Origin of the sequence: Dyella sp. AtDHG13 (assembly GCF_003201105.1) — a bacterium.
GTDB classification, from domain to species: domain Bacteria; phylum Pseudomonadota; class Gammaproteobacteria; order Xanthomonadales; family Rhodanobacteraceae; genus Dyella; species Dyella jiangningensis_B.
In genome coordinates this window covers 172850-196686 of record NZ_QICJ01000004.1, presented here as the reverse complement: position 1 = coordinate 196686, position 23837 = coordinate 172850, and the positions used below count along the sequence as shown (strand labels likewise).

The following is a 23837-nucleotide window of genomic DNA, read 5'->3' as shown; positions in this document are numbered from 1 at the left end:
CGTTGTACGCTGACACCGTGTCAGCGAACTCCCCATGACCTCTGGCCTATTTCCGCAAGAAAATGCTGATTTCGTCAGCATTTTGTAAGTTTCTTGTGATCTTATCGCAACAACTTGCTAACAACCCCGTAGCAAGTTGCAAACCCCACAGCTGATGTCTGTCTGCCCGGCAACGGGCGGCGTTGCGCAGCGTCGGCACCAAATGACCCACACCGTAGGGAGGCGGTCAATGAAAATCACCCTGTCTTACACCCGTAATCTGCTCGCTCTGGCCTGTCTGGCGGCACTCGCCGCGCCGGCTATGGCTGATGACAATGCCGCCGCGGCAGACGCCAAGAAGGCGGCCAATCTCGAGACGGTGACGGTTACCGGCTCGCGCATCTCCAACCCGAACGTGATTTCGCCCACGCCCATCAGCACGTTGACAGCCGCGGACATCAAGGCCACCGGCGCCGTCAATATCGGCGACGTGCTGACCACGCTGCCGCAGCTGGCGACCACATTCACCATGGGCAACTCCAACCGCTTCATCGGCACGGCCGGCGAATCGTTCCAGGATCTGCGCAACCTCGGCACCAGCCGCACGCTGGTGCTGGTGAACGGCCGCCGCTTTGTCGGCGCCAGCGCCGGTGACACGGCAGTGGACGTCAACCTCATTCCGGCGGACTGGGTCGAGCGCGTGGAGATCATCACCGGCGGCGCTTCCGCGGTGTACGGCGCCGACGCTGTGACCGGCGTGGTCAACTTCATCCTGAAGAAGAACTACCAGGGCGCCAACCTGCATGCCCAGCTCGGCACGTCCGAACATGGCAATTTCAATAAAGGTCTGGTGTCGCTGACCGGCGGCATGAACTTCGCCGACAACCGCGGCAACATCGCCGGCTCGGTGGAGCACTCGGAGCAGGACGACCTGATGTTCGGGGATCGCTTCGGCCACAAGGCCTATGCGTCCATCCTGACCCCGAACGGTCCGTACGACGCGACGCTGTACCCCAACGGCGGCGGCTACACCAACTACGCGGGCGGCACCTTCTCCACCGGCAGCTCGACGGACATCAGCAAGCGCTACGTGTTCAATCCTGACGGCTCGGTACGCCACCAGAACTTCTACGGCCCGTACGACAACACCGGCCGTTGCAGTGACTGCGATCGCACGGACGTGAACCAGGTGCTGCAGCTGCAGCCGAAGTACAAGCGCACCACGCTGAGCGGTGTCGCTTCGTTCGACATCACGCCCGAACAGCATCTGTACGCCGAGGGCACCTACAGCCACGTCGACGTGACCAAGTCCGGCCAGCCGGCCTTCGGCAGCGGCAGCAGCGCTTATGTCATCACCCGTGACAACGCCTATATCGACCCGACGCTGGCCGCCGTGATGGACGCGAACAAGCTCAAGTCGATCAAGGTGTCGCGCTTCGACCTCGATGCCGGCCTGCGCGGCGAGGACACCAAGCGCAACACCGCGCGCGGCGTCATCGGCGCCAACGGCGTCATCACCGGCGATTGGGAATACGACGCCTCCCTGGTGTACGGCTGGTCGGATGAAACCCGCCACAACCTCAACAACCGCATCAATGACCGTTTCTACGCGTCGATCGACGCGGTGAAGGATGCCAAGGGCAACATTGTCTGCCGTTCGACCCTGAACCCGAACTCGGTGAACCCCAACGCCCATGGCGTGCTCGACCCGATTGCCCTGGGCGGCGGCTGCGTGCCCACCAGCATCTTCGGCGCGGGCGCGATCAACCCGGCTGCGGCGCAGTGGTTCAACACCACGACCACCACCACCTCGCGCCTCACGCAGTTCGTGGGCGGCGGCACCATCACCAACAACAACCTGTTCCAGATGCCGTTCGAAGCGGGCGCCGCCAGCCTCGTCGGTGGCGTGGAGTTCCGCCGCGAAAGCAGCCGCCAGATCACCGACCCGCTGGACGTGGCCGGCCTGACCTTCCTCAACGCGATTCCGCCGTCCAGCGGCGCATACAACGTCAAGGAAGGCTACATCGAAACGGCCATGCCGCTGCTGTCGAACCGTCCGTTCGCGCAGAACCTGACCTTCGACGCCGCCGCGCGTTTCTCCGACTACAGCACCATCGGTCATACCAAGACTTGGCGCTGGGGCCTGGACTGGGCCATCGACGGTAACGTCCGCCTGCGCGGCACCGTGTCCAGCGCCGTTCGCGCGCCGAACATCGGCGAACTGTTCGGCGGCCAGTCGCAGAACTACTTCACCATCACCGACCCGTGCTCGGCCAAGCAGATCAAGAACGGCCCGGATCCGTCCGTGCGTGCGGCGAACTGCGCGGCGCTGGGTATTCCCGCGGGTTGGACGTCCAGCAACACGGCCACGATCTCCGGCATCTCGGGCAGCAACCCCGACCTGAAGCCGGAACAGGGCCGCACCTGGACCGGTGGTATCGTGCTGACGCCGGAGTTCCTGCCTGGTTTCGGCGTCACCGCCGACTATTGGAACATCAAGCTCACCGACGCCATCAGCGCGCCGAGCGGCACTGACATTGCCAACCACTGCGTTGACTCCACCACGGGCATCAACAATATCTACTGCGCCAACGCGCAGCGTGGACCGGACCACGAGTTGAACTTCATCAACTCGATCAACCAGAACATCTCCTCGCTCAGCACGTCGGGCGTGGATATCGGTGCCTATTACTCGCACGAAGTCGGCCCGGGCAAGCTCGGCCTGAACCTCGACGTGACCAAGGTCATCGCGTACACCGAGCATCCGTTCCAGGACGACCCGAGCAACACCGTGCAGGACAACGGCACGCTGGGCTTTCCGAAGTGGAAGGGTGTGCTGCGCACGACCTACACGATGAACAACTGGCTGTTCAATTGGACCACGCGCTACTTCTCCTCGATGCTGCGCGTGAGCAACGAGAGCTACGAGTCCAACCCGTACCAGATGACGCCGATCAAGGCAGGCGCCGGCTTCTTCAACGACGTGCGCGCAAGCTACACGTTCGGCAAGAGCGGCTGGCAGGCGTATGCGGGCATCACCAACGTGTTCGACCGCGATCCGCCGGTCAACATCTTTGGCAACAGCCTCGGTGGCGGTCTGTACGACACCATCGGCCGCGCCTACTACGCCGGTTTCAACTACAACTTCTAAACCCGGGTGGCAGCCCGGAGACTTGGGGTGAAGGGCTGGCGTTGGCCGGTCCTTCCTTGCAGCTTGCGAAGCCGGCGAAAGCCGGCTTTTTTTCGTGCATCGAACCTCGGTGCCCCTTCACGTTGCGCGTGTTCGATGCGGCCAGGTTCCGCCCCGTTCATCACCATGGTGTAGCCTCGGACACCTTTCGTGGACGTATGTCTTGCCGACATGCGCCCCAGGCACAACCGTGAAGGAGCGTTTCCATGTGGTCCATTCGAGAACCCGTGCTCAAGCCTGTCGCCATCAAGAAACTGCGACCCACGCAGATCACGGTGGGCATGCATGAAGTGAGGGAGAAGCGCGCGCACTGGCGCCGGCTTCCCGACAAGGAAAAGGTCGACTATCTCGGCCACCACATGATTCCGGTCATCCACGGACCCAAGCAGCGCGACTACATCATCGACCATCACCATCTGGCGCGCGCCTTGCTGGAAGAAGGCTGCGAGCACGTGTTCGTGGTCACCGTGTCCGACCTCAGCAGCCTTCACCAGGATGCGTTCTGGACCTTCCTCGATCACCACGCCCGGGTCTATCCCTACGATGCCAAGGGCAAGCGGCGCGGATACGACGAGATACCGCGCTCGGTGTCCGAACTGGTGGACGATCCCTACCGCAGCGCCGCCGGTGAATTGCGGCGCATCGGCGGCTACGCGAAGGACGCCACGCCCTTCAGCGAGTTCCTCTGGGCGGATTTCCTTCGTGGACAGCTGAAGCGGTCGCAGCTGGAGAAGCATTTCAACGCCGCCATGAAAACGGCCTACACGCTGGCACGCAGCCAGCAGGCCAGGTATCTGCCCGGCTGGTGCGGCCCCATCGGCAATTAGACGGCCAAAAGGAAAGACCCCCTTGCGGGGGTCTTTGGGGTTGGGGCCAAGCTAAAGGGAGGGTCCTGGCCCCGGCCTTCACGACAACGGGGGACCGGCGGCTGAAGGCAAGACCAGAATAGCTGCTGTCCAGGCGCGGCACTGTCAGCGTCTTCCGACGGCGTTGTCATGCAATGGCCCGGACAGAAAAAATCCCGCCGTTACGCCCATTCGTCGGCCAATTCAGAGCCATCCGATAGCTGCACTCACGCGCCATCCAGACAATATCGCTCGCCCCACATGCGCAGGGAATGTTGTATGGGCCCGCGGTGACGCGCGCGACGAATCCGGGGATTAGGTGGTTGAGTGCTCAACCGTTTGGATTCGTCGGGGTTATCAGCAAGCTTGGAGTAGGGAACTTCGCGGATGGCCTTGTCATCCGCTTTTTTTCGCCCCGGCTCAGTGACTTGGGCCGCGCCGGCCACGTCGCCCCGGCAGGGATGGGGCAGGCATGCGAGAATGGTCCTCCGACGCGCCCCCTGCGCGCCCTAGCCGCTGCATGCTGACCGATACCACCAAAGACGCGATCCGCGCCGCCTACACGCGCATCAAGGAAGGCCTGCCCGGCTTTCGCGCGCGCGCGTCGCAAGGAAAGATGATCGCCGAAGTGGCCAAGGCGCTGGCGCAGGAAGGCGGCTCGGCGGTGATCGAGGCGCCCACGGGCACCGGCAAATCCATGGCGTATCTCATCGCGGGCGTCGAGGTGGCTCGCGCGCAGAAGAAGAAGCTGTTGATCGCCACCGCCACCGTGGCGCTGCAGGAGCAGCTGGTTCAGCGCGACATCCCTCTCTATCTCAAGCTCAACGGGCGCGAGGCCAAGGTGGCGCTCGCCAAGGGGCGGGGCCGTTACCTGTGCCCGCGCAATCTCGCCATGGCCAGCAACAGCCTCAACGAGAGTTCGCAGATGGGCCTGGGTTTCGACGCCGACCTGGCGCTGTGGACCAAGCCGCCGCAGGAGCGCGACAAGAAGGCGCTCGCCAAGTTGATGGATCTGTTCGACCGGCGCGAATGGGACGGCGATATCGATGCCGCGCCCGAACCCGTCAGCGACGTGCTGCGCCCGATGATCACCACCAGCGCCGGCGGCTGCACCAGCCGCAAGTGCGCGCATTTCATGCAGTGCCCGTTCTTCGCCGCGCGCCGCGCGGTGGGCGACGCGGAGATCATCGTGGCGAACCAGGACCTGGTGCTGGCCGACCTGACCATGCCGCGCGAGGAAGAAGGCTTCGGCGGCGTGATCCTGCCCAAGCCCGACGAGACGCTCTACATCTTCGACGAGGGCCATCACGTGCCGTCGAAGGCGATCGACCGCGGCGCCGCCGAGGTGTACATGAACGCCGCGGTGCGCCAGCTGAGCCGTCTCGGCCGGCAGATCCACGCCGCCTATTCGCTGACCGACAAGGAAGTGATCGGCAAGCTCTCGCTCGATGCGGGCGACGAGAAGCTGCAGGAACTCAGCAACGCGCTCGAGGAACTGGAAAAGGAAATCCGCCTCGGCTGGCTGCCCTCGCCCGACGACCAGGAGCCGATGTACCGCGGCTCGCTGGGCCAGTTGCCGGAAGCCTGGGTGGAACATGCGCGCGCACTCTACGTATTCACCGGCGACGTCGAGCGCTGGGTCGGTGCGGTGCGCCGCGCCGTGCTGGAGATGACGGAAACCGGCCCCACGCACGAAGCGCTTTCGCGCGAGCTGGGCATGGCGCTGGAACGCATCGACCGCCAGGTGCGCACGTGGCGCGCCTGGTCCGCCACCGACGGCGACAACACGCCACCGCTCGCGCGCTGGGTGACGCTGAGCAACGACCAGCAGCTGGTCTGCCATGCCTCGTCGGTATCTGCCGGCGGGCTGCTGCGCAGCGTCCTGTGGGGCAATGCGAGCGCGGTGGTAATGACTTCCGCTACGCTGAGCGCGGGCGGCAATTTCCGCGGTTTCGCCGATGCGGTGGGTCTGCCCGACGATTCGGTGACGCTGAGCCTGCCCTCGCCGTTCGATCTCGCCGCGCAGGCAAGGCTGGAAGTGCCCGCCATGCGCGCCCTGCCGGACGCACGCGAAGAACACGTGCAGGAGATCTGCGACTGGCTGGCCGAGCATCTCGACTGGAACGCCGGCAACCTCGTGCTGTTCACCTCGCGCGCCAAGCTCGACCGCGTGCTGCAGAAGCTGCCCATCGAATACGTGCGCAAGGTGCGCGCGCAGGGTTCGCTGGGCAAGGCGCAACTGGTTGCCGAACATATCGCCGACGTGGAAGCGGGCAAGGGCAGTACGCTGTTCGGCCTGGCCTCGTTCGGTGAGGGCCTGGACCTGCCGGGCAAGCTGTGCGAGACGGTGGTGATCACCCAGCTACCGTTCGCCGTGCCGACGGACCCTGTCGGCGCCACCTATGCGGAGTGGCTGGAATCGCGCGGCCGCAATCCCTTCATCGAAGTCACCGTGCCTGAAGCGACGCGCCTGCTCACGCAGTATTGCGGCCGCCTGATCCGCACCGAGACCGATCGCGGCCGCATCGTGCTGCTGGATCGCCGCGTGGTGCTGAAGCGTTACGGCGAGCGCATGCTGAAATCCCTGCCACCGTTCACCCGCGTCATCGAGAAGGTCGCATGAGCTTCCACATTCTCCGCGCCGCCGACATGCAGCCCCAGCCCTGGAAGAACGGCCTGGGCGTGACGCGCGAAGTGGCGCGTTTTCCGGCCGACGCCGGCGGCGAGGATTTCATCTGGCGCGTGAGCGTGGCCGAGGTGAACAGCGCCGCACCGTTCTCCACCTTTCCCGGCATCGACCGGCAGATCGTGCTGCTCGACGGCGACGGCTTCACCATGACGCTGGACGGCGCGCGACGGCATGCCCTGACCACGCCGCTGGAACCGTTCGCCTTTGCGGGCGAAGCGCAGGTCGACGTGGCGATGGCCGGCGGCGCCACGCGCGACTTCAACCTGATGGTGCGGCGCGCGCAGGCCAGCGGACGGCTCGATGTCGTCGCGGGACCAGGCAGCCAGGTGATGCCGCCCGATGCCGTGCTGGTCTTTCTCGCCCGCGGCACGGCCGACACGCTGGATGGCCCGCTGGCCGCAGGCGACGCGTGGCGGCCGGATACCAGCCCCATCGAGCTGCATGAGGGCGCGGTGGCGCTGGTCGCGCGAGTCACGCTGCACGCCGGGGCGGCGTAACCGGTCGATCCCGACCCGATGTGACGCCCGGCGCATGCGCCCGGCCCACGGCGCGTGCCATGATCGGCGCACCCTGCCCGCCAAGGTGAAGTCATGGCATTGCTCATCGTCGGCCTGGTGTTGTTCCTCGGCATCCATTCCGTTCGCATCGTGGCCGATGGCTGGCGCACGCGGCAGCGCGCGCGACTGGGCGAGAACGGCTGGAAAGGCCTCTATTCACTGATTTCCATCGTCGGCTTCGTGCTGATCGTGTGGGGCTTCGGCCTTGTCCGCCAGCACCCGGTGCTGCTGTATGTGCCGCCGCTTGCGCTGCGCCACCTCAACGCGCTTTTCACGCTGCTGGCTTTCATCCTGGTGGTGGCCGCCTATGTGCCGGCCAATCATTTCAAGGCGAGACTGGGACACCCGATGCTCGCCGGCGTGAAGGTCTGGGCGTTTGGCCATCTGCTCGCCACCGGCATGCTGCACGACGTGGTGCTGTTCGGAGCGTTCCTGCTGTGGGCCATCGTGGATTTCGTCAGCGCCCGCCGTCGCGACCTGGCCGCTGGCGTGGTGTATCCCGCGGGCACGGTCAAGGGCGACGCCATCGCCCTGGTGGCGGGCATCGTGTTGTGGGCGGTGTTCGCGTTCTGGCTGCACGGCTGGCTGATCGGCGTGAACCCGATGGGGTGAAATCAGTCATCTGGGCCGTGCCACGGCGCTGCGCTAGAGTGGCGCCGTTTCCCGCATGAGGATCGGGCCATGGTCGGTTTCCTGCTCTGGGTGTTGCTGCTGGTGGTCTGCTGGCCGCTGGCCCTGCTGGCGTTGGTGCTCTACCCCATCGTGTGGCTGCTGATGCTGCCGTTCCGCCTGGTGGGCATCACGGTGAATGCGGTGTTTTCCTTTCTTGGCGCCCTGCTGATGCTGCCTGCGCGCGTGCTGCGCGGGCGCCCGGTCTGAGTGGACAAGCCCAACGCGCCTTCGTGCGAGCGCAACCGCGAGCCGATTCTCGCGGTGCTGCGCGACCGGTTCGCCGACCGGCGCAAGGTGCTGGAGATCGGCAGCGGCACCGGGCAGCACGCGGTGTATTTCGCGCAGGCCATGCCGCAGTGGTTTTGGCAATGCACCGACCGCGCCGACAACCTGCCCGGCATCCGGCAATGGCTGGATGAGGCCGCCTTGCCCAACACGCCCGCTCCGCTCGCGCTGGACGTGAACGATGCGTGGCCCGCGGGCGACTACGACGCGATGTTCAGCGCCAACACGCTGCACATCATGGGCTGGGACGAGGTGCAATCGCTGTTCCTCCATCTACCCGGCGTGACCACCAAGGATGCGAAGCTGGCCATCTATGGCCCGTTCAACTACGGCGGCCGCTATACCAGCGAGAGCAACGCGTCGTTCGACGAATGGCTGCAGGCGCGCGGCGAGCACATGCGCATCCGCGATGCCGAAGCGGTGGATGCATTGGCCGAGGCCGCCGGCTTCGCGCTGATCGACGACGTCGCCATGCCCGCCAACAACCGCCTGCGGATCTGGCAGCGCACCCGCTGACGGGCCGGATCATTGGCATTTTTCCCCGGTTGGCGTCAGGATGCGTGACGGAGGCGCCCCAAACCGCGCCCACGCCAAATCATGCGACCCTACGTGCAAGCCATCGACACGCTCACGCCCTGCCCCTGCGGCAACAACGAGGGATACGCCCGTTGCTGCGGGCTGCTGCATGAAGGCGCCGTGGCGGCCACCGCCGAGCAGCTGATGCGTTCGCGTTACAGCGCCTACGTGCTCAAGCGCGAGGACTACCTGCTCGACACCTGGCACCACAGCACGCGCCCCGCACACCTCAAGCTGGCAAGCCAGCAACCCGCGCCAAGCTGGCTGGGCCTTACCGTAAAGCGGCACGAGAGCGACGGCGACGCCGCCATCGTCGAGTTCGTTGCGCGCCTGCGCTACGGCGGCGGCAAGGCACAGCGCATGCACGAGATCAGCCGCTTCGTGCGCGAAGACGGACGCTGGTTCTACGTGGACGGGGAGTTTCCGGAGAAGTCCGGAGAGTGAGTTTGCACTTCATGGAGCGGTGCTAAATCTTCAGTCCACCATCCGTCATTCCGGCGCAGGCCGGAATCCAGTGGCCCCATAGTGCGGTTTTCGCCGAAAGCCAAACGCTTTGAAGTCACGCGACAACCGATCGTTCTCGTCACTGGATTCCGGCCTGCGCCGGAATGACGGCGAGGAATGGGTGCTCACGCAAGATTGAGCACGCTATCAGCGCGAGAACGGAATCGCCGTCTCGCCTTCCTCACGGCCGTTAGGCCCAAAGCGCCGCTCCACCACCACGCCACGGCCGTCATGGCCAATGGCCACCACGGTACTTGCACGCGTGCCATAGCGATCGCCGCGAATGAACGCCGACGACAGCCAGCGCTCGCGCTCCAGGCCCACACCGGTATCGGGCAGCTGATCGTCGGGATAGCCCCGGGGATCGGCCAGCGCGTCGAACAGCGGCGCGAACTCGTCGTCGTGTCCCGCGTCGATCCATTCGCGCAGATGCCGCATCAGTGCGCGCGTTTTGGGCCACGGGGCATTGAAGTCCGCGTTGGACAGGCCGTGTACGCCGGGTTCCACCGACTGCGCGCGCGAGTCCGGACGATTGCCGATGTAGAACGCGTGCGTCGCATCGAAGGTGAGCAGGTTGAACGGGCGATAGTCGGCCGCCGTACCCAGCAGCGCCTTGGCATGGCCCACCGCGTCATCCGCGCCCGCGAGATAGTCCAGCGACAGCAGGCCACGCGAACGTCCCAGCTGCGGATCGCGAGGGTCGCGCACATTGGTCACCACGCTGCAGCGGCCGTCGTCGGTCACGCCCAGCCAGGTGCCGCCGGCTTCCAGGTCCTTGCCGGCGATGATCGCCGGCTTGTCCCAGCGCGCCAGCGGCAGGCTGGGCCGCGCGTGGAACTCATCGCGGTTGCCGATCAACAGCAGGCGCCAGCGCGGATGCGCGTGCCAGGCGAAAGCAATCACACACATGGGGACAATCTCCACACGATAACCACGACAGCCGCCATGGCCGACAGACGCTCAGTATGCGCCCGGCGCAACGGATCACCCTATGCCACGCAATGCCACCGCCGCAGCCCAGCGCGCGGCCACCTTGGGCGAGGTCATGCACACGGCATCGTCGGTGCGCGTGGTCACGGCGCGCTCCAGCAGCTGGATGTCGGCCTCGTGCTGGCGCGCCACGTGCGGATCCTCGAAGAAGATCGCGCGCTGGCAGCGGCGTTCGAGCACGAGGTCGGCGATCTGTGCGTCGCCGCCCATCGGGCCGCTCTGGTAGCGCTCCACCCACGCCTTGTCCGTCGGCCAGCCGCGGCTCCATGCCAGCTCGTTGAGGCGCTGGCCGGTGGTGCCGGTGCCCACGCGATGCGCGAAGCGCGACAGCACGTCGAAGTGCTCGGCGGCGAAGGCCAGCATCTGCGGCTTCATGGCGTCATGCGCGATCAGCGCCAGCGTCTGCGCTTCCAGATCGTGGAAGATGTTGGCGCCAGCGTCGGGCGCGAAACCCGCGTGGATGCGTTCCATCTCGATCCAGTCGCGCGCGGTGGCCACGGTGGAAATGAAGGGCTTGCCGTGGATCACGCACTGGCGCTTGAGCGCGATGGCTTCGGGAAAGATCGACGAAGGATCGACCGGATCGATCAGATAGATGGCGCCATCGAGCACGCGCTCGCCGCCCAGCCCCACCACTTCGGCCACCAGCTTCATCAGGCCGCCCTCGCGTCCGTAGGGATAGCGGCGCAGCGGCAGGTAGCGCTCCAGATAGCCCGCGCGATGGATCGCATCGTAGGTGCGCCCCACCGCATGCAGCCCAAGATCCAGTTCGCGGATGCCCACCTCGCATGCGTGCAGCCAGCGGAACAGCGCGGCGTTCGCATGGGCATGGTGAAGCTGGTTGGCGGCAAGGCCGAGACGCATGGGGTGTCACTCCATCAGGGGTTGGGTGTGCTGCCTTCGGGCAGCAGCAGGACCAGTTTGAAATCGGTGTGGCTGGCGGGGACCAGCGTCACCTGCGTGTAGGCGACGTGGCCAAGCCGCGGATGATCGAACGTGCGTCGGCCGCCCTCGCGCGCCTGCACGCCCTGCGCGTTCCAGTAGCGCTCGAAGGCCGCGCTTTCGCGGCGCAATGCGTCGACCAGCGCGAGCAGTGTCGCATCGTCGGGATACAGTGCCGTGTCAGCGCGGAATTCGGCCACCAGGCGTTGCGCGCGGTCGTCCCAATCGGTGATCAGATCGCGCGCGGCCGCATCGAGGAAGACGAAGCGCAGCAGGTTTTCTTCGCCGCTGTCGCGCCACGCGGCGAACAGTTCGGCGGCCGGTTCGTTCCACGCGCGGCGTCGCCAATGCCGGTCCAGCAGATAGGCCGGCACGGGCTGCACGGCCACCGCATGAAGCAGTTCGTTCGGCGTGCCGGCTTCATCCAGCAGGTGCGGTGCGGGATCGCGCCGCCGCGCCAGCTCGAACAGATAGGCGCGCTCGGCCGCAGACAGACTCAGCCCATCGGCCAGGCGCGCCAGCGCATCCGCCGACAGCGCCACGTCGCGCCCCTGCTCCAGCCAGGTGTACCAGGTGGTGCTGATGCCGGCGCGCTGCGCCACTTCCTCGCGACGCAGGCCCGGCGTGCGTCGCCTGCCGCGGCCCTCGCCGAGCGAGGTGTCCGCCGTCGCCGCTTCGCGGCGCGCGCGAAGGAACTGGCCGAGCAAACGGTGCGGGTCGTTGGGCGTGTCCAGGGTGGTACCAGTCATACCGGGATAAGTGCACAACTTACACCGGACGATGGCCGCCCGGACAATGCGCACCGCACATCACCGGAGGAACCCGCATGACCACGCCGCAACAGCGCTTCGTCGCCGACCAGTACGGGCCGCGCGCCCAGGATTACGTGAGCAGCGAAGTGCACCGCCAGGGGCCGGACCTCGACCAGATCGAAGCCGAATTGCACGCCATGGTGCCCGGCCGCGTGCTGGATCTGGGCTGTGGCGGCGGCCACGTCACCTACCGCGCGGCGCCGCTGGCGCGCGAGGTGGTGGCCTGCGACGTGACGCCCGACATGCTCGATGCGGTACGCCGCACCGCCGTCGAACGCGGACTGGACAACGTTGCCGTGCAGGCCGCGCCCGCCGAGCGGCTGCCGTTCGATGACGATGCGTTCGACGTCGTCGTGGCGCGCTACACCACGCATCACTGGCACTCACGTGATGCCGGCTTGCGCGAAGCCCGGCGCGTGCTGAAAGCGGGAGGCCGCGCGATCTTCATCGACGTGATTTCGCCGGAGCACGCGTTGCTCGACAGCTGGCTGCAGACGCTGGAGCTGCTGCGCGACGTCTCGCACGTGCGCAACTATCGGGCAAGCGAATGGATCGCCGCGCTGGCAGCGGCGGGATTCACCGTGGATGGCATCACGCGGCGCCGCCTGCCGTTGCGTTTCCCCGACTGGGTGGCGCGCACCCGCACGCCGGATGCGCAGGTCGCGGCCATTCGTGCCCTGCAGGCCACGGCGCCGGACGAGGTGCGGGAGCATTTCGCCATCGCCGACGATGGCAGCTTCGTGCTGGACACGGCCACTTTCACGGCCCGCTGATGGCGGCTCGCGGGAGCGCATCGCCGCGCTCCCGCATGGGCATGGCTCAGGCGTGCGCCAACAGTTCGGCGTCGACCGTCTGCAGCATGCGCACGATGGAAGCGGCCGCTTCGCGCCCGTCGTACACGGCACGCACGACCAGGTCGGCGCCGCGCACGTTGTCGCCACCGGCGAAGATCTGCGCATGGCTGGTCTGGTGCGGCAACGCTCCATCGGCACCGGTGATGACGCGCCCGGACTTGTCCAACGCCACGCCATGCGAACGCAGCCAATCCGGCGGACTGGGCAGGAAACCGAACGACTGGATCACCACGTCGGCATCGATCACGTATTCGGTGCCGGGTACGTTCTGCGGACGCAGGCGGCCGGTGCCGTCGTCCACCAGCGCCGTCTCCACCACGCGCACGCCGCGCACGTTGCCGCGCGCACCGCCCAGGATTTCCAACGGCTGGCGCTGGAACAGGAAGGTCACGCCCTCCTCGCGGCTGTAGTTCACCTCGCGCGCAGAACCGGGCATGTTGGCCTCGTCGCGGCGATACACGCAGGTGACGCTGGCGGCGCCAAGGCGGATCGCCGTGCGGTTGCAGTCCATGCCGGTATCGCCGCCGCCGAGCACCACCACGTGCTTGCCGCGGAAGTCGAAGGAAGGCGACGGCGATTCGTCGCGCAGCAGGCGCTCGGTATTGGCGATAAGGAAGGGCAGCGCGTCGTGCACGCCGTGCAGTTCGCGGCCCGGCAGCTGCGCATCGACATAGGTGTACGCGCCGGTGCCCACGAACACGGCGTCGTAGTCGTCCAGCAGCTGGCCGAATTCGATGTCGCGCCCCACGTCGCGGTTGAGCAGGAAACGCACGCCCATGCCTTCCAGCAGCTGCCGGCGCGTGCGCACCACGCCCTTGTCGAGCTTGAAGGGCGGAATGCCGAAGGTGAGCAGGCCGCCGATCTCGCTCTGGCGGTCATACACGTCGGCCGCGATGCCCGCGCGGCGCAGGCGATCCGCGCAGGCCAGGCCCGCCGGGCCGGCGCCGATGATGGCGACGCGCTTGCCGGTTTCCTGCACGGCGGAAAGATCGGGCCGCCAGCCCTGCCGCAGCGCCTCGTCCGTCACCCAGCGCTCGATGCTGCCGATGGTCACCGCGCCGAACGCGGTCTGCTCCAGCGTGCAGGCGCCCTCGCACAGGCGATCCTGCGGGCATACGCGGCCGCAGATTTCCGGCAGCGGATTGGTTTCGTGCATCAGCGTGGCCGCTTCCATCAGGCGGCCTTCCTGCACCAGCTTCAGCCAGTTGGGGATGTAGTTGTGCACTGGGCAGGCGTGCTCGCAGTACGGGTTGCCGCAATCGATGCAGCGCTCCGCCTGCGTGCCGGCCTGTTCGGAACCGAAATCGCCGGAGATCTCGCCATAGCCCAGCACGCGGATCGCCACCGGCACCGTGCGCGGCGTCTGTCGCTGGACATTGAGGAATTGGAAGGTCTTGTCGGTCATGGGCGTTGCGCCGGGAATAGGGAATCGGGAATGGGGAATAGGAAGAGCGCCAGCCCGGCAGGTTTTCGCAAGCCCGCAAGGGTTTGCCTATTCCCTATTTCCAATTCCCAATTCCCTGGCAACAGCAGTTGCCCACTCATGCCGCGCTCCTCAGTTCCTCAGCGAGCGCCGCCAGGCTTGCTGCCTTCGGTTTCACCAGCCAGAACTTGTATTGCAGGCCGCGGAAGTCCGCCAGGATGCGGCGGCCCCAGTCGCTGCCCGTCAGCTCTACGTGCCGCGCCACCAGGCCGCGCAGGTGCTGCATGTAGTGCTCCATGCCCTCCGGCGAGATGCGCAGGATGTCGACCAGCTCGTGGTTGTAGCAGTCCACGAAGGTGCGCTCGATATCCAGCACGTAGGCGAAACCGCCGGTCATGCCCGCGCCGAAGTTGAGGCCGACCTTGCCGAGCACGGCGACGACGCCGCCGGTCATGTACTCGCAGCAGTGGTCGCCCGCGCCTTCCACCACGGCGAGCGCGCCGGAATTGCGCACGGCGAAGCGCTCGCCCGCGCGGCCTGCGGCGAACAGCTCGCCGTCGGTGGCGCCGTACAGGCAGGTGTTGCCGATGATGGAGGCGTCCTGCGTGGCGAACGGCGAATCCGCCGGCGGACGCACCACGATGCGGCCGCCCGCCATGCCCTTGCCGACGCCGTCGTTCGCCTCGCCCACCAGGTCGATATGCACGCCGCCCGCATTCCACGCGCCCAGGCTCTGTCCGGCCGCACCGCGCAGCTTGAGCAGCACTGGCTTGAGCTCCATGCCGTGGTCGCCGTAACGGCGTGCCACTTCGCCGGAGAGACGCGCGCCGATGGCGCGATCCGTGTTGACGATGTCGAATTCGAACTCGCCGCCGGTGCGGTTGACGATGGCCTCGCGCGTGGCTTCGTCGATGCGCGTCGCCAGCGCCGCTTCGTCGCGCATCGGGTTGCGCGGCAGCGTGCAGGCGAAGTCCACGTTGGAACCCAACGTGCCGTGGCCGAGCAGCGGCGCCAGGTCCAGCTTGTGCTGCACCGGCGTGGTGCCATCCACCTGCTCCAGCAGGTCGGCGCGGCCGATGATCTCGTCCAGGCTGCGCGCGCCCAGCTTCGCCAGATGCGCGCGCACATCCTCGGCGATGAAGCCGAAGTAGTTCATCACCATCTCGGGCAGGCCGATGAAGTGTTCCTTGCGCAGCACCGCGTGCTGCGTGGCCACGCCCGTGGCGCAGTTGTTGAGATGGCAGATGCGTAGGTACTTGCAGCCCAGCGCGACCATCGGCCCGGTGCCGAAGCCGAAGCTTTCCGCGCCGAGCATCGCCGCCTTGATCACATCGAGGCCGGTCTTGAGGCCGCCATCGGTCTGCAGGCGCACGCGTCCGCGCAGGTCATTGCGGCGTAGCGTCTGCTGCGTTTCGGCCAGGCCCAGCTCCCACGGCGTGCCGGCGTACTTGATGGAGGTGAGCGGGCTCGCGCCCGTGCCACCGTCGTGGCCACTGACGGTGATCAGGTCCGCGCCGGCCTTCACCACGCCCGCCGCCACCGTGCCCACGCCCGCGTGGCTGACCAGCTTCACCGAGATCAAGGCCTCGGGATTCACTTCCTTGAGGTCGTGGATCAGTTCGGCCAGATCCTCGATGGAATAGATGTCGTGATGCGGCGGCGGCGAGATCAGGCCGATACCGGGCTTGGCGTAGCGCAGGCGCGCGATGGTGCTGTCCACCTTGTGGCCCGGCAGCTGGCCGCCTTCGCCGGGCTTGGCGCCCTGCGCGATCTTGATCTGCAGCACTTCGGCATTGACCAGATATTGCGGCGTGACGCCGAAGCGGCCCGAGGCGACCTGCTTGATCTTGGACATCTTCTCGGTGCCGTAACGCGCTGGATCTTCGCCGCCCTCGCCGGAATTGCTGCGCGCGCCGAGGCGGTTCATCGCGATGGCGAGCGCCTCGTGCGCCTCCGGCGACAGCGCGCCCAGCGACATGCCGGCCGAGTCGAAGCGGCGCAGGATGCTCTGCGCGGATTCCACTTCCTCGATGGGGACGGCCTCACCCAAGGGGCGCGGCGACAACAGATCGCGCAGCGCCGAGGGCGGGCGATGATCGACGAAGTTCGCATAGGCGCGGTAATCGGCCGGGTTGCCCGTGCGCACCGCCTTCTGCAGCGTGCCGATCACGTCCGGGTTGTACATGTGGTACTCGCCGCCGACCACGTACTTGTAGATGCCGCCCGCGCGCAGCGGCGAGGCATCGCTCCACGCTTCGGCGGCGAGCACCTGCTGGTCGTGCTCCAGTTCGGCGAAGCCCGCACCGCCCACGCGCGACGGCGTGCCGGGGAAGCACAGTTCCACCACGTCCGGCGCGAGGCCCACGATCTCGAACAGCTGCGCGCCGCGATAGCCCGCCACGGTGGAGATGCCCATCTTGGACAGGATCTTCATCAGGCCCTTGCGGATGCCACGGCGGTAGCTGCGGCCGATCTCGAAGCGGTCGCTGGCGATATGGCCTTCGCGGCCCAACTCGAACAGGCTCTGATAGGCCAGCCACGGATAGATCGCGGTGGCGCCGAAGCCCAGCAGGCAGGCGAACTGATGCGGGTCGCGCGGCGTGGCGGTTTCCACCAGGATGTTGCACTGACATCGCAGCGCCTGCTCGATGAGGTGCGCGTGCACCGCACCCACCGCCAGCAGCGAATGGATGGGCAGCAGGCCCTTCTGCGGATAGCGGTCGCTGAGGAACACCAGCTGGCAGCCTTCGCGCACGGCCTTTTCCACCTCGCGGCAGAGGCGGCGCAGCGCGGCTTCCAGCCCTTCTTCCGGCGCGTACATCAGGTCGAAGCGCGGCGTGCCCGCGTACTGCGGCAAGGCCAGCAACTGGCGCAGCTTGCGCTGCGAGAGCACCGGGGAGTTGATCAGGATCTGCTTCGCGTTCTCCGGCGTGAGGTCGAACACGTTCGATTCCGGGCCGATCTGCGTCACCAGCGACATCACCAGCTTTTCGCGCAGCGGGTCGATCGGCGGATTGGTGACCTGCGCAAAGCCCTGGCGGAAACGGTCGAACAGCGGCCGCACCTGGCGCGACATGGCGGCGATGGGCGTGTCGTCGCCCATCGAGCCGGTGGCTTCCTGCTCCAGCTCCACCATGGCCTTGAGCACGGTTTCGCGTTCCTCGCGCGAAAGGCCGTACAGCTTCTGGTAGCGGCGCAGTTCCTCCGCCGGCAACGGCTCGGCGGCCAGCGAGGGATCGATCAGATCCGATTCCAGATAGCTCACGCCCGCGCGCAGCCAGTCGCGGAACGGCGCACGCTTGCGGTTGATCTCATCGATGTCGGCGTCGCGCAGCAGGCGATGCTGGCGCAGATCCACCGCGATCATCTCGCCGGGCGCGAGGCGGCCCTTGGCCACCACCTGCGAGGAAGGCACGTCCCACAGGCCCGCCTCGGACGCGACGATGAGATGGTTGTCGGCCGACAGCGCCCAGCGCCCGGGACGCAAGCCGTTGCGGTCCAGCGTGCAGGCGGCGTAGTGGCCGTCGCACATCACCAGGCCCGCCGGGCCGTCCCAGGGTTCGCAATGCAGCGCGTAGTACTCGTAGAACGCGGCGAGGTCCTCATCGATGCCTTCGCGCGCGGCGAAGGCTGGTGGCACCAGCACGCGCATCGCCGTGAGCAGGTCGAGGCCGCCGGCGATCAGCACTTCCAGCGCGTTGTCCAGGCTTTCCGAATCCGAGCCGGTCTGGCGCACCAGCGGGCCGATGTCGGAAAGATCGAGCAGCGGCGAATGCAGGATGGATTCGCGCGACTGCATCCAGCGGCGATTGGCGCGGATGGTGTTGATCTCGCCGTTGTGCGCCAGCAGCCGGAACGGCTGCGCCAGACGCCACTGCGGCGTGGTGTTGGTGGAATAGCGCTGGTGGAACACCACCGCATCGCTGCTCAAGGCCGGATGCGTGAGGTCCGCGAACACGTCGCGCAGGCGGCCGGGCGCGGCCATCGCCTTGTAGCCCACGACCTGCGCGGACAGCGTGACCACGTAGAAATGTTCGTCATCCGACAGCGCGACTTCGGCACGGCGGCGCGCGCGGAACAGGGCGCGCTCGAAGGCGCCATCGTCCATCGATGCCGCCGGCTCCACGAACACCTGGCGAACATGCGGCTTGGCCGCCGCGGCCAGCGAGCCGCAGGCGTCGGCGTTCACGGACACGTCGCGCCAGCCCGCCACGCGCAGGCCTTCCTCGCGCAGATGCTGTTCTAGCACCGGAACGGCGGCATCGTCGCCGTGGGGATCGAGAAATACCACGCCGGCGGCGAAACGCTCGCCCAGCGCGATGCCGGCTTCATCGGCAAGCGCTTTCAGCCAGGCCTGCGGGCGATGGAACAGCACGCCGCAACCGTCGCCGCTCACGCCGTCCGCGTTCACGCCGCCGCGGTGGGAAAGTTTGGCCAGCGCACTGAATGCGGTGTCCACTACCCATGCGCTCGCACGGCCGTCGATCTGCGCCACCAGACCAAAACCGCAGCTGTCGTGCTCGAACGCAACGTCGTAAAGCGTCGGACCTGCTTGCGCCATCTCGCCTCCCCAGGCCGATGGTGGGAGACGCGTCGTCCCAACGGAGCCGAAGGCGCCGCTGTCACGCGTCCATAGTGTGGGTTCGACTAAAACACAGTTTGGTGCGTCGCGTCAAAGACATCTTTACGTCCAAATGAAAGTTTCAATTGGAAGTGTTTTCTTGTCTCGCAGGACAAATCCCGCGACGCGGCACATAAGGCGACGCTCCCATCGAGTGCGCACTTGCGCACCACTCGTCGGCATCGCATCGCGCGTGACGATCGCACGAGGCATACCAGTGATCGCATCGGCGCTGCGATGAAGAGTGCGTGACCGGGATCGACGCACGGCGCTGGCCGGCTCGCGCGCCGTCGCGGCGCTCTGTGATAATCGGGCGATGCCCATACCAGTCCGTCGTGCCCGCCCCCTCGCCTGCGCCGTCACCGGCGTCCTCATCCTTGCCCTGGGCGCCGCTGCCCCGCCGGCCCGCGCCATGCAGGACAGCAAGGCCAAGTCCGAAAAGGCCGAGCAGGCCGAGGCCCAGAAGAAGCTCTCCGACGTGCGCAGCAAGATGGAAGCGCTCGCCAAGGAACAGGCCGAAACCGCCGCCAGGCGCGACAGCGCCACCGCCGAACTGGCCAAGCAGGCCAATGCGGTGGCGGGCGCGGCCAAGGCCGTGCGCGAGACCGACGCCCAGCTGGCCGCCAAGCAGAAGGAGCTGGGCGAGCTGGAGGCCCAGCGCACCGAGTTGCAGAAGAATCTGGAAGGACAGCGCGCCGCCATCGCCGACCTGCTGCGCGCCACCTATGCCCTGGGCCGGGGATCGGACCTGCGCCTGCTGATGGGCGACGACGATGTCGCCCGCATCGCCCAGGCGCTGGCCTATTCCAAGTATTTCCAGGAAGACCGCGTCGCCCGCGTGCAGAAGCTGATGGGCGACCTGGCCCGCCTGCAGGATCTGGAAACCCAGATCACCGCCCAGCAGCAGGCCCTGCAGGCGGCCCGCGCCGAACGCGCCACGCAGGCCAAGGCGCTGGAACAGCAGCGCGCCGCCCAGGCCAAGCTGGTGGCCGACACCGACGCCCAGTACAAGGACCAGGCCAGCAAGCTGGCCGCGCTGAAGCAGAACGAGGCCTCGCTGAACTCGCTGGTGGCCACGCTGCAGAAGGCCATCGACGAAGCCGCCCGCGCGGCCGAGCGCGCGGCCAAGGCCAACGAGGGCAAGGCCGCCCCGCCGGCCGGAAAGGGCCTGGCCAACATCCGCGGCAATCTGCCCTGGCCCGCCTCCGGCGTCGTGAATACTTACGGCAACGGCGTGCTGATCAAGGCGCCGGGCGGCAGCGAGGTGCGCGCCGTGTCGGCGGGGCGGGTGGTCTATGCGGCCTTCCTGCGCGGCTACGGCATGCTGGTCATCGTCAGCCACGGCGGCGGCTGGATGAGCATGTACGGCAACAACGAGACCATCCTGCACGGCGTGGGCGACCAGGTGAGCGCGGGCGAAGCCGTCGGCACGGCCAGCGCGCCCACCGGGGTCAACACCGGCGTCTATTTCGAGCTGCGCCAGAACAACCAGCCTGTGGACCCCCGCACATGGCTGGGAAAAAAGGGCTGATCCGACATTGACGCCGGCTACGCGGCGTCGCAGGCTAATCTTCGTAGCACATTGAATTTCGGTGACATCCGGCGGTCCAACGGCCATTCGGCCCGCCGCCGGCCTCGCCCCCACAAGCTTTACCGGAGTCCCCCATTCATGCGGCTTTCCCCCTTGAGCCTGGCCGTCCTGCTGCTGGCGGCGCCGTTGGCACAGGCGCAGACCGCGCCGGTCATCCACCATGACGCCAAGACGGCCACCGCCGCGCCAGCCTCAGCCTCGTCCGCGCCCGACCAAGTAGACCTCGACGACGTGCGCAACTTCAGCCGCGTCTACGAGATCGTGCGCCAGGCCTATGTGGAGCCGGTGGACAACAAGACCCTGATGAAGGCCGCCATCAGCGGCATGCTCAGCGGCCTGGACCCGCACAGCGAATACCTGGACAAGGACGGCTTGGCCGAACTCAACGAGGACACCACCGGCCAGTACGGCGGCCTGGGCATCGAAGTGCTGCAGGTGGACGGCACGCTGCGCATCATCGCCCCCATCGACGACACGCCCGCCTCGCGCGCCGGCATCAAGCCGGGCGACACCATCGTGAAGATCGACGGCAAGACGGTGGAGCCGGAGAACATCGACGACATGTTCAAGGCGCTGCGCGGCGACCCCGGCAGCAAGGTCACGCTGACCATCCTGCACGAGAAGAGCGACAAGCCCATCGACATGCCGCTGGTGCGCGAGAAGATCTCCGTCACCAGCGTGAAGACGCGCGAACTCGAACCCGGCTATGCGTATATCCGCATCAGCCAGTTCCAGGACGACACCGCGCCCGACCTGGAAAAGAAGCTCGGCGAACTGATCCGCAAGAACGGCCCGCAGAAGGGCGCCATCCTCGACCTGCGCTCCAACCCCGGCGGCCTGCTCACCGCCGCCGTCGGCGTGAGCGACGACTTCCTCAGCAGCGGCACCATCGTCACCACGCGCGGCCGCCTGCAGGATTCCAACCTCAGCTTCGAAGCCCACGCCGGCGACCTGCTCAACGGCGCGCCGATGGTAGTGCTGGTGGACAACGGCACGGCATCGGCGGCGGAAATCGTCTCCGGAGCGCTGAAGGACAACCACCGCGCCCTGATCGTCGGCCGCCGCACCTTCGGCAAGGGCGTGGTGCAGACCGTGCTGCCGCTGGACAACGACCACGCCGTGAAGATCACCACCGCCCGCTACTACACGCCCAACGGCACCTCCATCCAGGCCGAGGGCATCAAGCCCGACATCGCGCTCGCCGACCTCGCGGTGAACAAGGCCGACAGCGCGCCCAGCCTGATCAGCTCCGAAGCCGACCTGCCCAACCACCTCGCCAACGAGGACGGCACCAAGCTCGGCAAGGACATCGACAACGACGGCAGCGCGGAGAACGCCAAACTCGCCACGCAGGATTACGCCTTGTCGCAGGCGTTGAATGTGCTGAAGGGGCTGGCGCTCAATCGCTCGACGTATGGCTCGCCGACGGCGGCGCCGACGAAGCATTGATTTCTGTTGGTGTTGAAGCCAGCGGAGCTGAAGTTGGCTGACGCGGCCCACTGCGGCGTGCCAAGACTTAGCTCCCTCTCCCCTCCGGGGAGAGGGTTGGGGTGAGGGGCAGGTGCTCGTCCCACCGTTTCATCTTCGCCGTGATCCAAACGCAGAGAGGGTGACCGTATCAACCCACATGGTGAGGCTAGATTGGCCCCTCACCCCAGCCCTCTCCCCGGAGGGGAGAGGGAGCTTAAAAGCGGCGCGCGGCCTAACTAGAATCCAATCTCCGGCACCAACCCCGCCAGATGCCCCGCCAGCGGATCATCCGGCTTGAGCAACTCGAACCCGTCGTACTGGAACCCCGGCGCCACCACGCAGGTGGCCAGCGCATAGGCGCCCAGCGGCCGCGCCGCCTGCCATGCGCCGGCGGGCACCACGGCCACTGCCTGCTTGCCATCCCGCAACGGGCCGAGCGTGCAGCGGTCCAGCCATTTGCTCACCGGGTTGTAGATCAGCAGCTCCAGCGGCTCGCCTTCCACGAAGTGCCACACTTCCTCGGCATCCACGCGATGCCAGCTGCTGCATTCATCCGCTTCGAGCAGGTAGTGGATGGCGCTCATCGCGTGGCGCACGCCGTCGCTGTCCGAGCCCTTGGGTGGATGGAAGCGGTGGTAATGCCCGCCTTCGACGTGGGGCTGCAACCGCAGCGAGGTTTTCAGCTCCTCGATGCGGGCGGCCGTGTCGCTCACGCCGTCTTCTCCGTCTTGGCCGGATGCAGCAGCCAGCGCACCGCCAGCAGGCCCAGCTCGTAGAGCAGGCACATGGGAATGGCCAGCATGATCATCGAGGTGATGTCGGGCGGCGTGATGAAGGCGGCGATGGCGAACGCGCCGACGATGGCGTAGCGGCGCGCGTCACGCAGCTGCTGCAGGTTCACGATGCCGACCGCGGCGAGGATCACCACCGCCACCGGCACCTCGAAGCACAGCCCGAAGGCGAAGAACATCAGCACCACGAAATCCAGGTAGTGCGTGATGTCGGTCATCATCTCCACGCCCTCCGGCGTCACCGCCGTGAGGAAGCGGAACGCCGCCGGCAGCACCAGGAAATAGGCGAAGGCGCAGCCCAGGTAGAACAGGAACAGCGCGGCCACCAGCAGCGGGCGGGCGAGGCGCTTCTCGTTGCGGTACAGGCCGGGGCTCACGAAGGCCCACAGCTGGTAGACGATCATCGGCATGCTGATGAACAGCGCCGTGTAGAACGCCAGCTTCAGCGGCGTCACGAACGGGCTGGCCACCTCGGTGGCGATCAGGTGCGCGCCTTGCGGCAGGCGCGACACCAGCGGCGCGGCCAGCTCCGCGTACAGGCGGTTGGCGAAGGGAATCAGCGCGCCAAGCACGATCAGCACGGTAACGATGGCGCGCATCAGGCGCGAGCGCAGCTCGATCAGATGCGAAAACAGGCCCTGCTCGAGGTCGTCCTCGGGGCCGTCGAGTTCAGGCGCCGCCATGCGGGACATCCTTGGTCGGGGTGGCGTCGGTGGCGACAGCGGTTTCCGGCGACGGCTCGGCGGCCGGCGGGGCCGGGCTCGACGGCACGCCGGACGGACGCATCTTGCGCAGGGTTTCGTCCAGGTCGGCCTGCGCGGCCTCGGCTCGCGCGGCGGCCTCCTTGGCCTGGCGGCGGATCTCCTCCACCTGCAGCTCGCGCTCCACCTCCGCGCGCACGCTGTCCCAGCCGGTGCGGATGCGGCGCATGAACACGCCCGCGGTGCGCGCGGCGTGCGGCAGCTTTTCCGGGCCGAGCACGATCAGCGCGATAAGCGCGAGCAATACCAGCTTGCCGAAGCTGATCTCGATCATCGCCAGCCTTC

General features: G+C 67.0%; 19 protein-coding genes. 11 read left to right on the top strand and 8 right to left on the bottom strand.

Annotation, left to right across the window (positions count from 1 at the left end; genetic code table 11):
• Positions 1 to 229: 229 nt before the first annotated feature.
• The 8 genes from BDW41_RS09310 (at position 230) to BDW41_RS09275 (ending at position 9237) form a co-directional block, all read left to right on the top strand.
• Positions 230 to 3130, top strand: coding sequence for a TonB-dependent receptor (locus tag BDW41_RS09310; RefSeq protein WP_074548165.1), 2901 nt, complete (start codon positions 230 to 232; stop codon positions 3128 to 3130).
• 245 nt (positions 3131 to 3375) lie between these two features.
• Positions 3376 to 3996 (top strand): ParB-like protein, encoded by a 621-nt coding sequence (locus BDW41_RS09305; protein ID WP_074548163.1) that lies wholly within the window; start codon positions 3376 to 3378, stop codon positions 3994 to 3996.
• Between the two features lie 538 nt (positions 3997 to 4534).
• Entirely contained in the window at positions 4535 to 6637 is a 2103-nt protein-coding gene (gene dinG / locus BDW41_RS09300) for an ATP-dependent DNA helicase DinG (protein ID WP_074548161.1), read from the top strand.
• Complete coding sequence (locus BDW41_RS09295; protein WP_074548159.1) at positions 6634 to 7200, top strand: HutD family protein; 567 nt, start codon at positions 6634 to 6636, stop codon at positions 7198 to 7200. The genes dinG and BDW41_RS09295 overlap by 4 nt, the downstream gene beginning before the upstream one ends.
• Before the next feature lie 93 nt (positions 7201 to 7293).
• A complete protein-coding gene (locus BDW41_RS09290) occupies positions 7294 to 7872 on the top strand; it encodes an NnrU family protein (RefSeq protein WP_074548157.1) in 579 nt (192 codons plus the stop codon).
• A gap of 69 nt (positions 7873 to 7941) precedes the next feature.
• Positions 7942 to 8139, top strand: a complete 198-nt coding sequence (locus tag BDW41_RS09285) for a hypothetical protein (RefSeq protein ID WP_074548155.1) — start codon at positions 7942 to 7944, stop codon at positions 8137 to 8139.
• On the top strand, positions 8140 to 8733 hold the full coding sequence (locus BDW41_RS09280; protein WP_074548153.1) for a DUF938 domain-containing protein: 594 nt from the start codon (positions 8140 to 8142) through the stop codon (positions 8731 to 8733). It begins immediately after the preceding gene.
• An 81-nt stretch (positions 8734 to 8814) separates the two neighbouring features.
• The gene (locus tag BDW41_RS09275) at positions 8815 to 9237 is read left to right on the top strand and encodes a YchJ family metal-binding protein (RefSeq protein WP_199535312.1); all 423 of its coding nucleotides are present in this window, start codon (positions 8815 to 8817) and stop codon (positions 9235 to 9237) included.
• A gap of 207 nt (positions 9238 to 9444) precedes the next feature.
• Here BDW41_RS09275 and BDW41_RS09270 read toward each other — a convergent pair whose 3' ends face one another.
• The 3 genes from BDW41_RS09270 to BDW41_RS09260 form a co-directional block, all read right to left on the bottom strand.
• Entirely contained in the window at positions 9445 to 10206 is a 762-nt protein-coding gene (locus BDW41_RS09270; RefSeq protein WP_074548151.1) for an NRDE family protein, read from the bottom strand.
• Positions 10207 to 10281: 75 nt separating this feature from the next.
• A complete protein-coding gene (locus BDW41_RS09265) occupies positions 10282 to 11151 on the bottom strand; it encodes a methylglyoxal synthase (protein WP_074548149.1) in 870 nt (289 codons plus the stop codon).
• A 14-nt stretch (positions 11152 to 11165) separates the two neighbouring features.
• Positions 11166 to 11978: a helix-turn-helix transcriptional regulator gene (locus tag BDW41_RS09260; protein ID WP_074548147.1), complete on the bottom strand. Its 813-nt coding sequence runs from the start codon at positions 11976 to 11978 to the stop codon at positions 11166 to 11168.
• 77 nt (positions 11979 to 12055) lie between these two features.
• Between BDW41_RS09260 and BDW41_RS09255 the strand changes: the two genes are divergently transcribed.
• On the top strand, positions 12056 to 12814 hold the full coding sequence (locus BDW41_RS09255) for a class I SAM-dependent methyltransferase (protein WP_074548145.1): 759 nt from the start codon (positions 12056 to 12058) through the stop codon (positions 12812 to 12814).
• Between the two features lie 46 nt (positions 12815 to 12860).
• On the opposite strand, the gene BDW41_RS09250 is transcribed toward BDW41_RS09255, so the two are convergent.
• Both BDW41_RS09250 and gltB read right to left on the bottom strand, forming a co-directional pair.
• Positions 12861 to 14300 carry an FAD-dependent oxidoreductase gene (locus tag BDW41_RS09250; protein ID WP_074548143.1) on the bottom strand — a complete coding sequence of 480 codons (1440 nt, stop codon included), beginning with the start codon at positions 14298 to 14300 and terminating at the stop codon, positions 12861 to 12863.
• 136 nt (positions 14301 to 14436) lie between these two features.
• Positions 14437 to 18879, bottom strand: a complete 4443-nt coding sequence (gltB, locus tag BDW41_RS09245) for a glutamate synthase large subunit (RefSeq protein ID WP_074548141.1) — start codon at positions 18877 to 18879, stop codon at positions 14437 to 14439.
• A gap of 376 nt (positions 18880 to 19255) precedes the next feature.
• Between gltB and BDW41_RS09240 the strand changes: the two genes are divergently transcribed.
• Both BDW41_RS09240 and BDW41_RS09235 read left to right on the top strand, forming a co-directional pair.
• Positions 19256 to 20470, top strand: a complete 1215-nt coding sequence (locus tag BDW41_RS09240) for a peptidoglycan DD-metalloendopeptidase family protein (protein WP_074548139.1) — start codon at positions 19256 to 19258, stop codon at positions 20468 to 20470.
• A gap of 138 nt (positions 20471 to 20608) precedes the next feature.
• Positions 20609 to 21979 (top strand): S41 family peptidase, encoded by a 1371-nt coding sequence (locus BDW41_RS09235; RefSeq protein ID WP_074548137.1) that lies wholly within the window; start codon positions 20609 to 20611, stop codon positions 21977 to 21979.
• 257 nt (positions 21980 to 22236) lie between these two features.
• On the opposite strand, the gene BDW41_RS09230 is transcribed toward BDW41_RS09235, so the two are convergent.
• From BDW41_RS09230 to tatB, 3 genes are read right to left on the bottom strand one after another with little or no spacing between them, the layout of a single operon-like run.
• On the bottom strand, positions 22237 to 22713 hold the full coding sequence (locus BDW41_RS09230; RefSeq protein ID WP_074548135.1) for a cupin domain-containing protein: 477 nt from the start codon (positions 22711 to 22713) through the stop codon (positions 22237 to 22239).
• Entirely contained in the window at positions 22710 to 23474 is a 765-nt protein-coding gene (gene tatC / locus BDW41_RS09225) for a twin-arginine translocase subunit TatC (protein ID WP_074548133.1), read from the bottom strand. The genes BDW41_RS09230 and tatC overlap by 4 nt, the downstream gene beginning before the upstream one ends.
• On the bottom strand, positions 23461 to 23826 hold the full coding sequence (tatB, locus tag BDW41_RS09220) for a Sec-independent protein translocase protein TatB (protein ID WP_074548131.1): 366 nt from the start codon (positions 23824 to 23826) through the stop codon (positions 23461 to 23463). Before tatB ends, tatC begins: the two co-directional genes overlap by 14 nt.
• Positions 23827 to 23837: the final 11 nt, after the last annotated feature.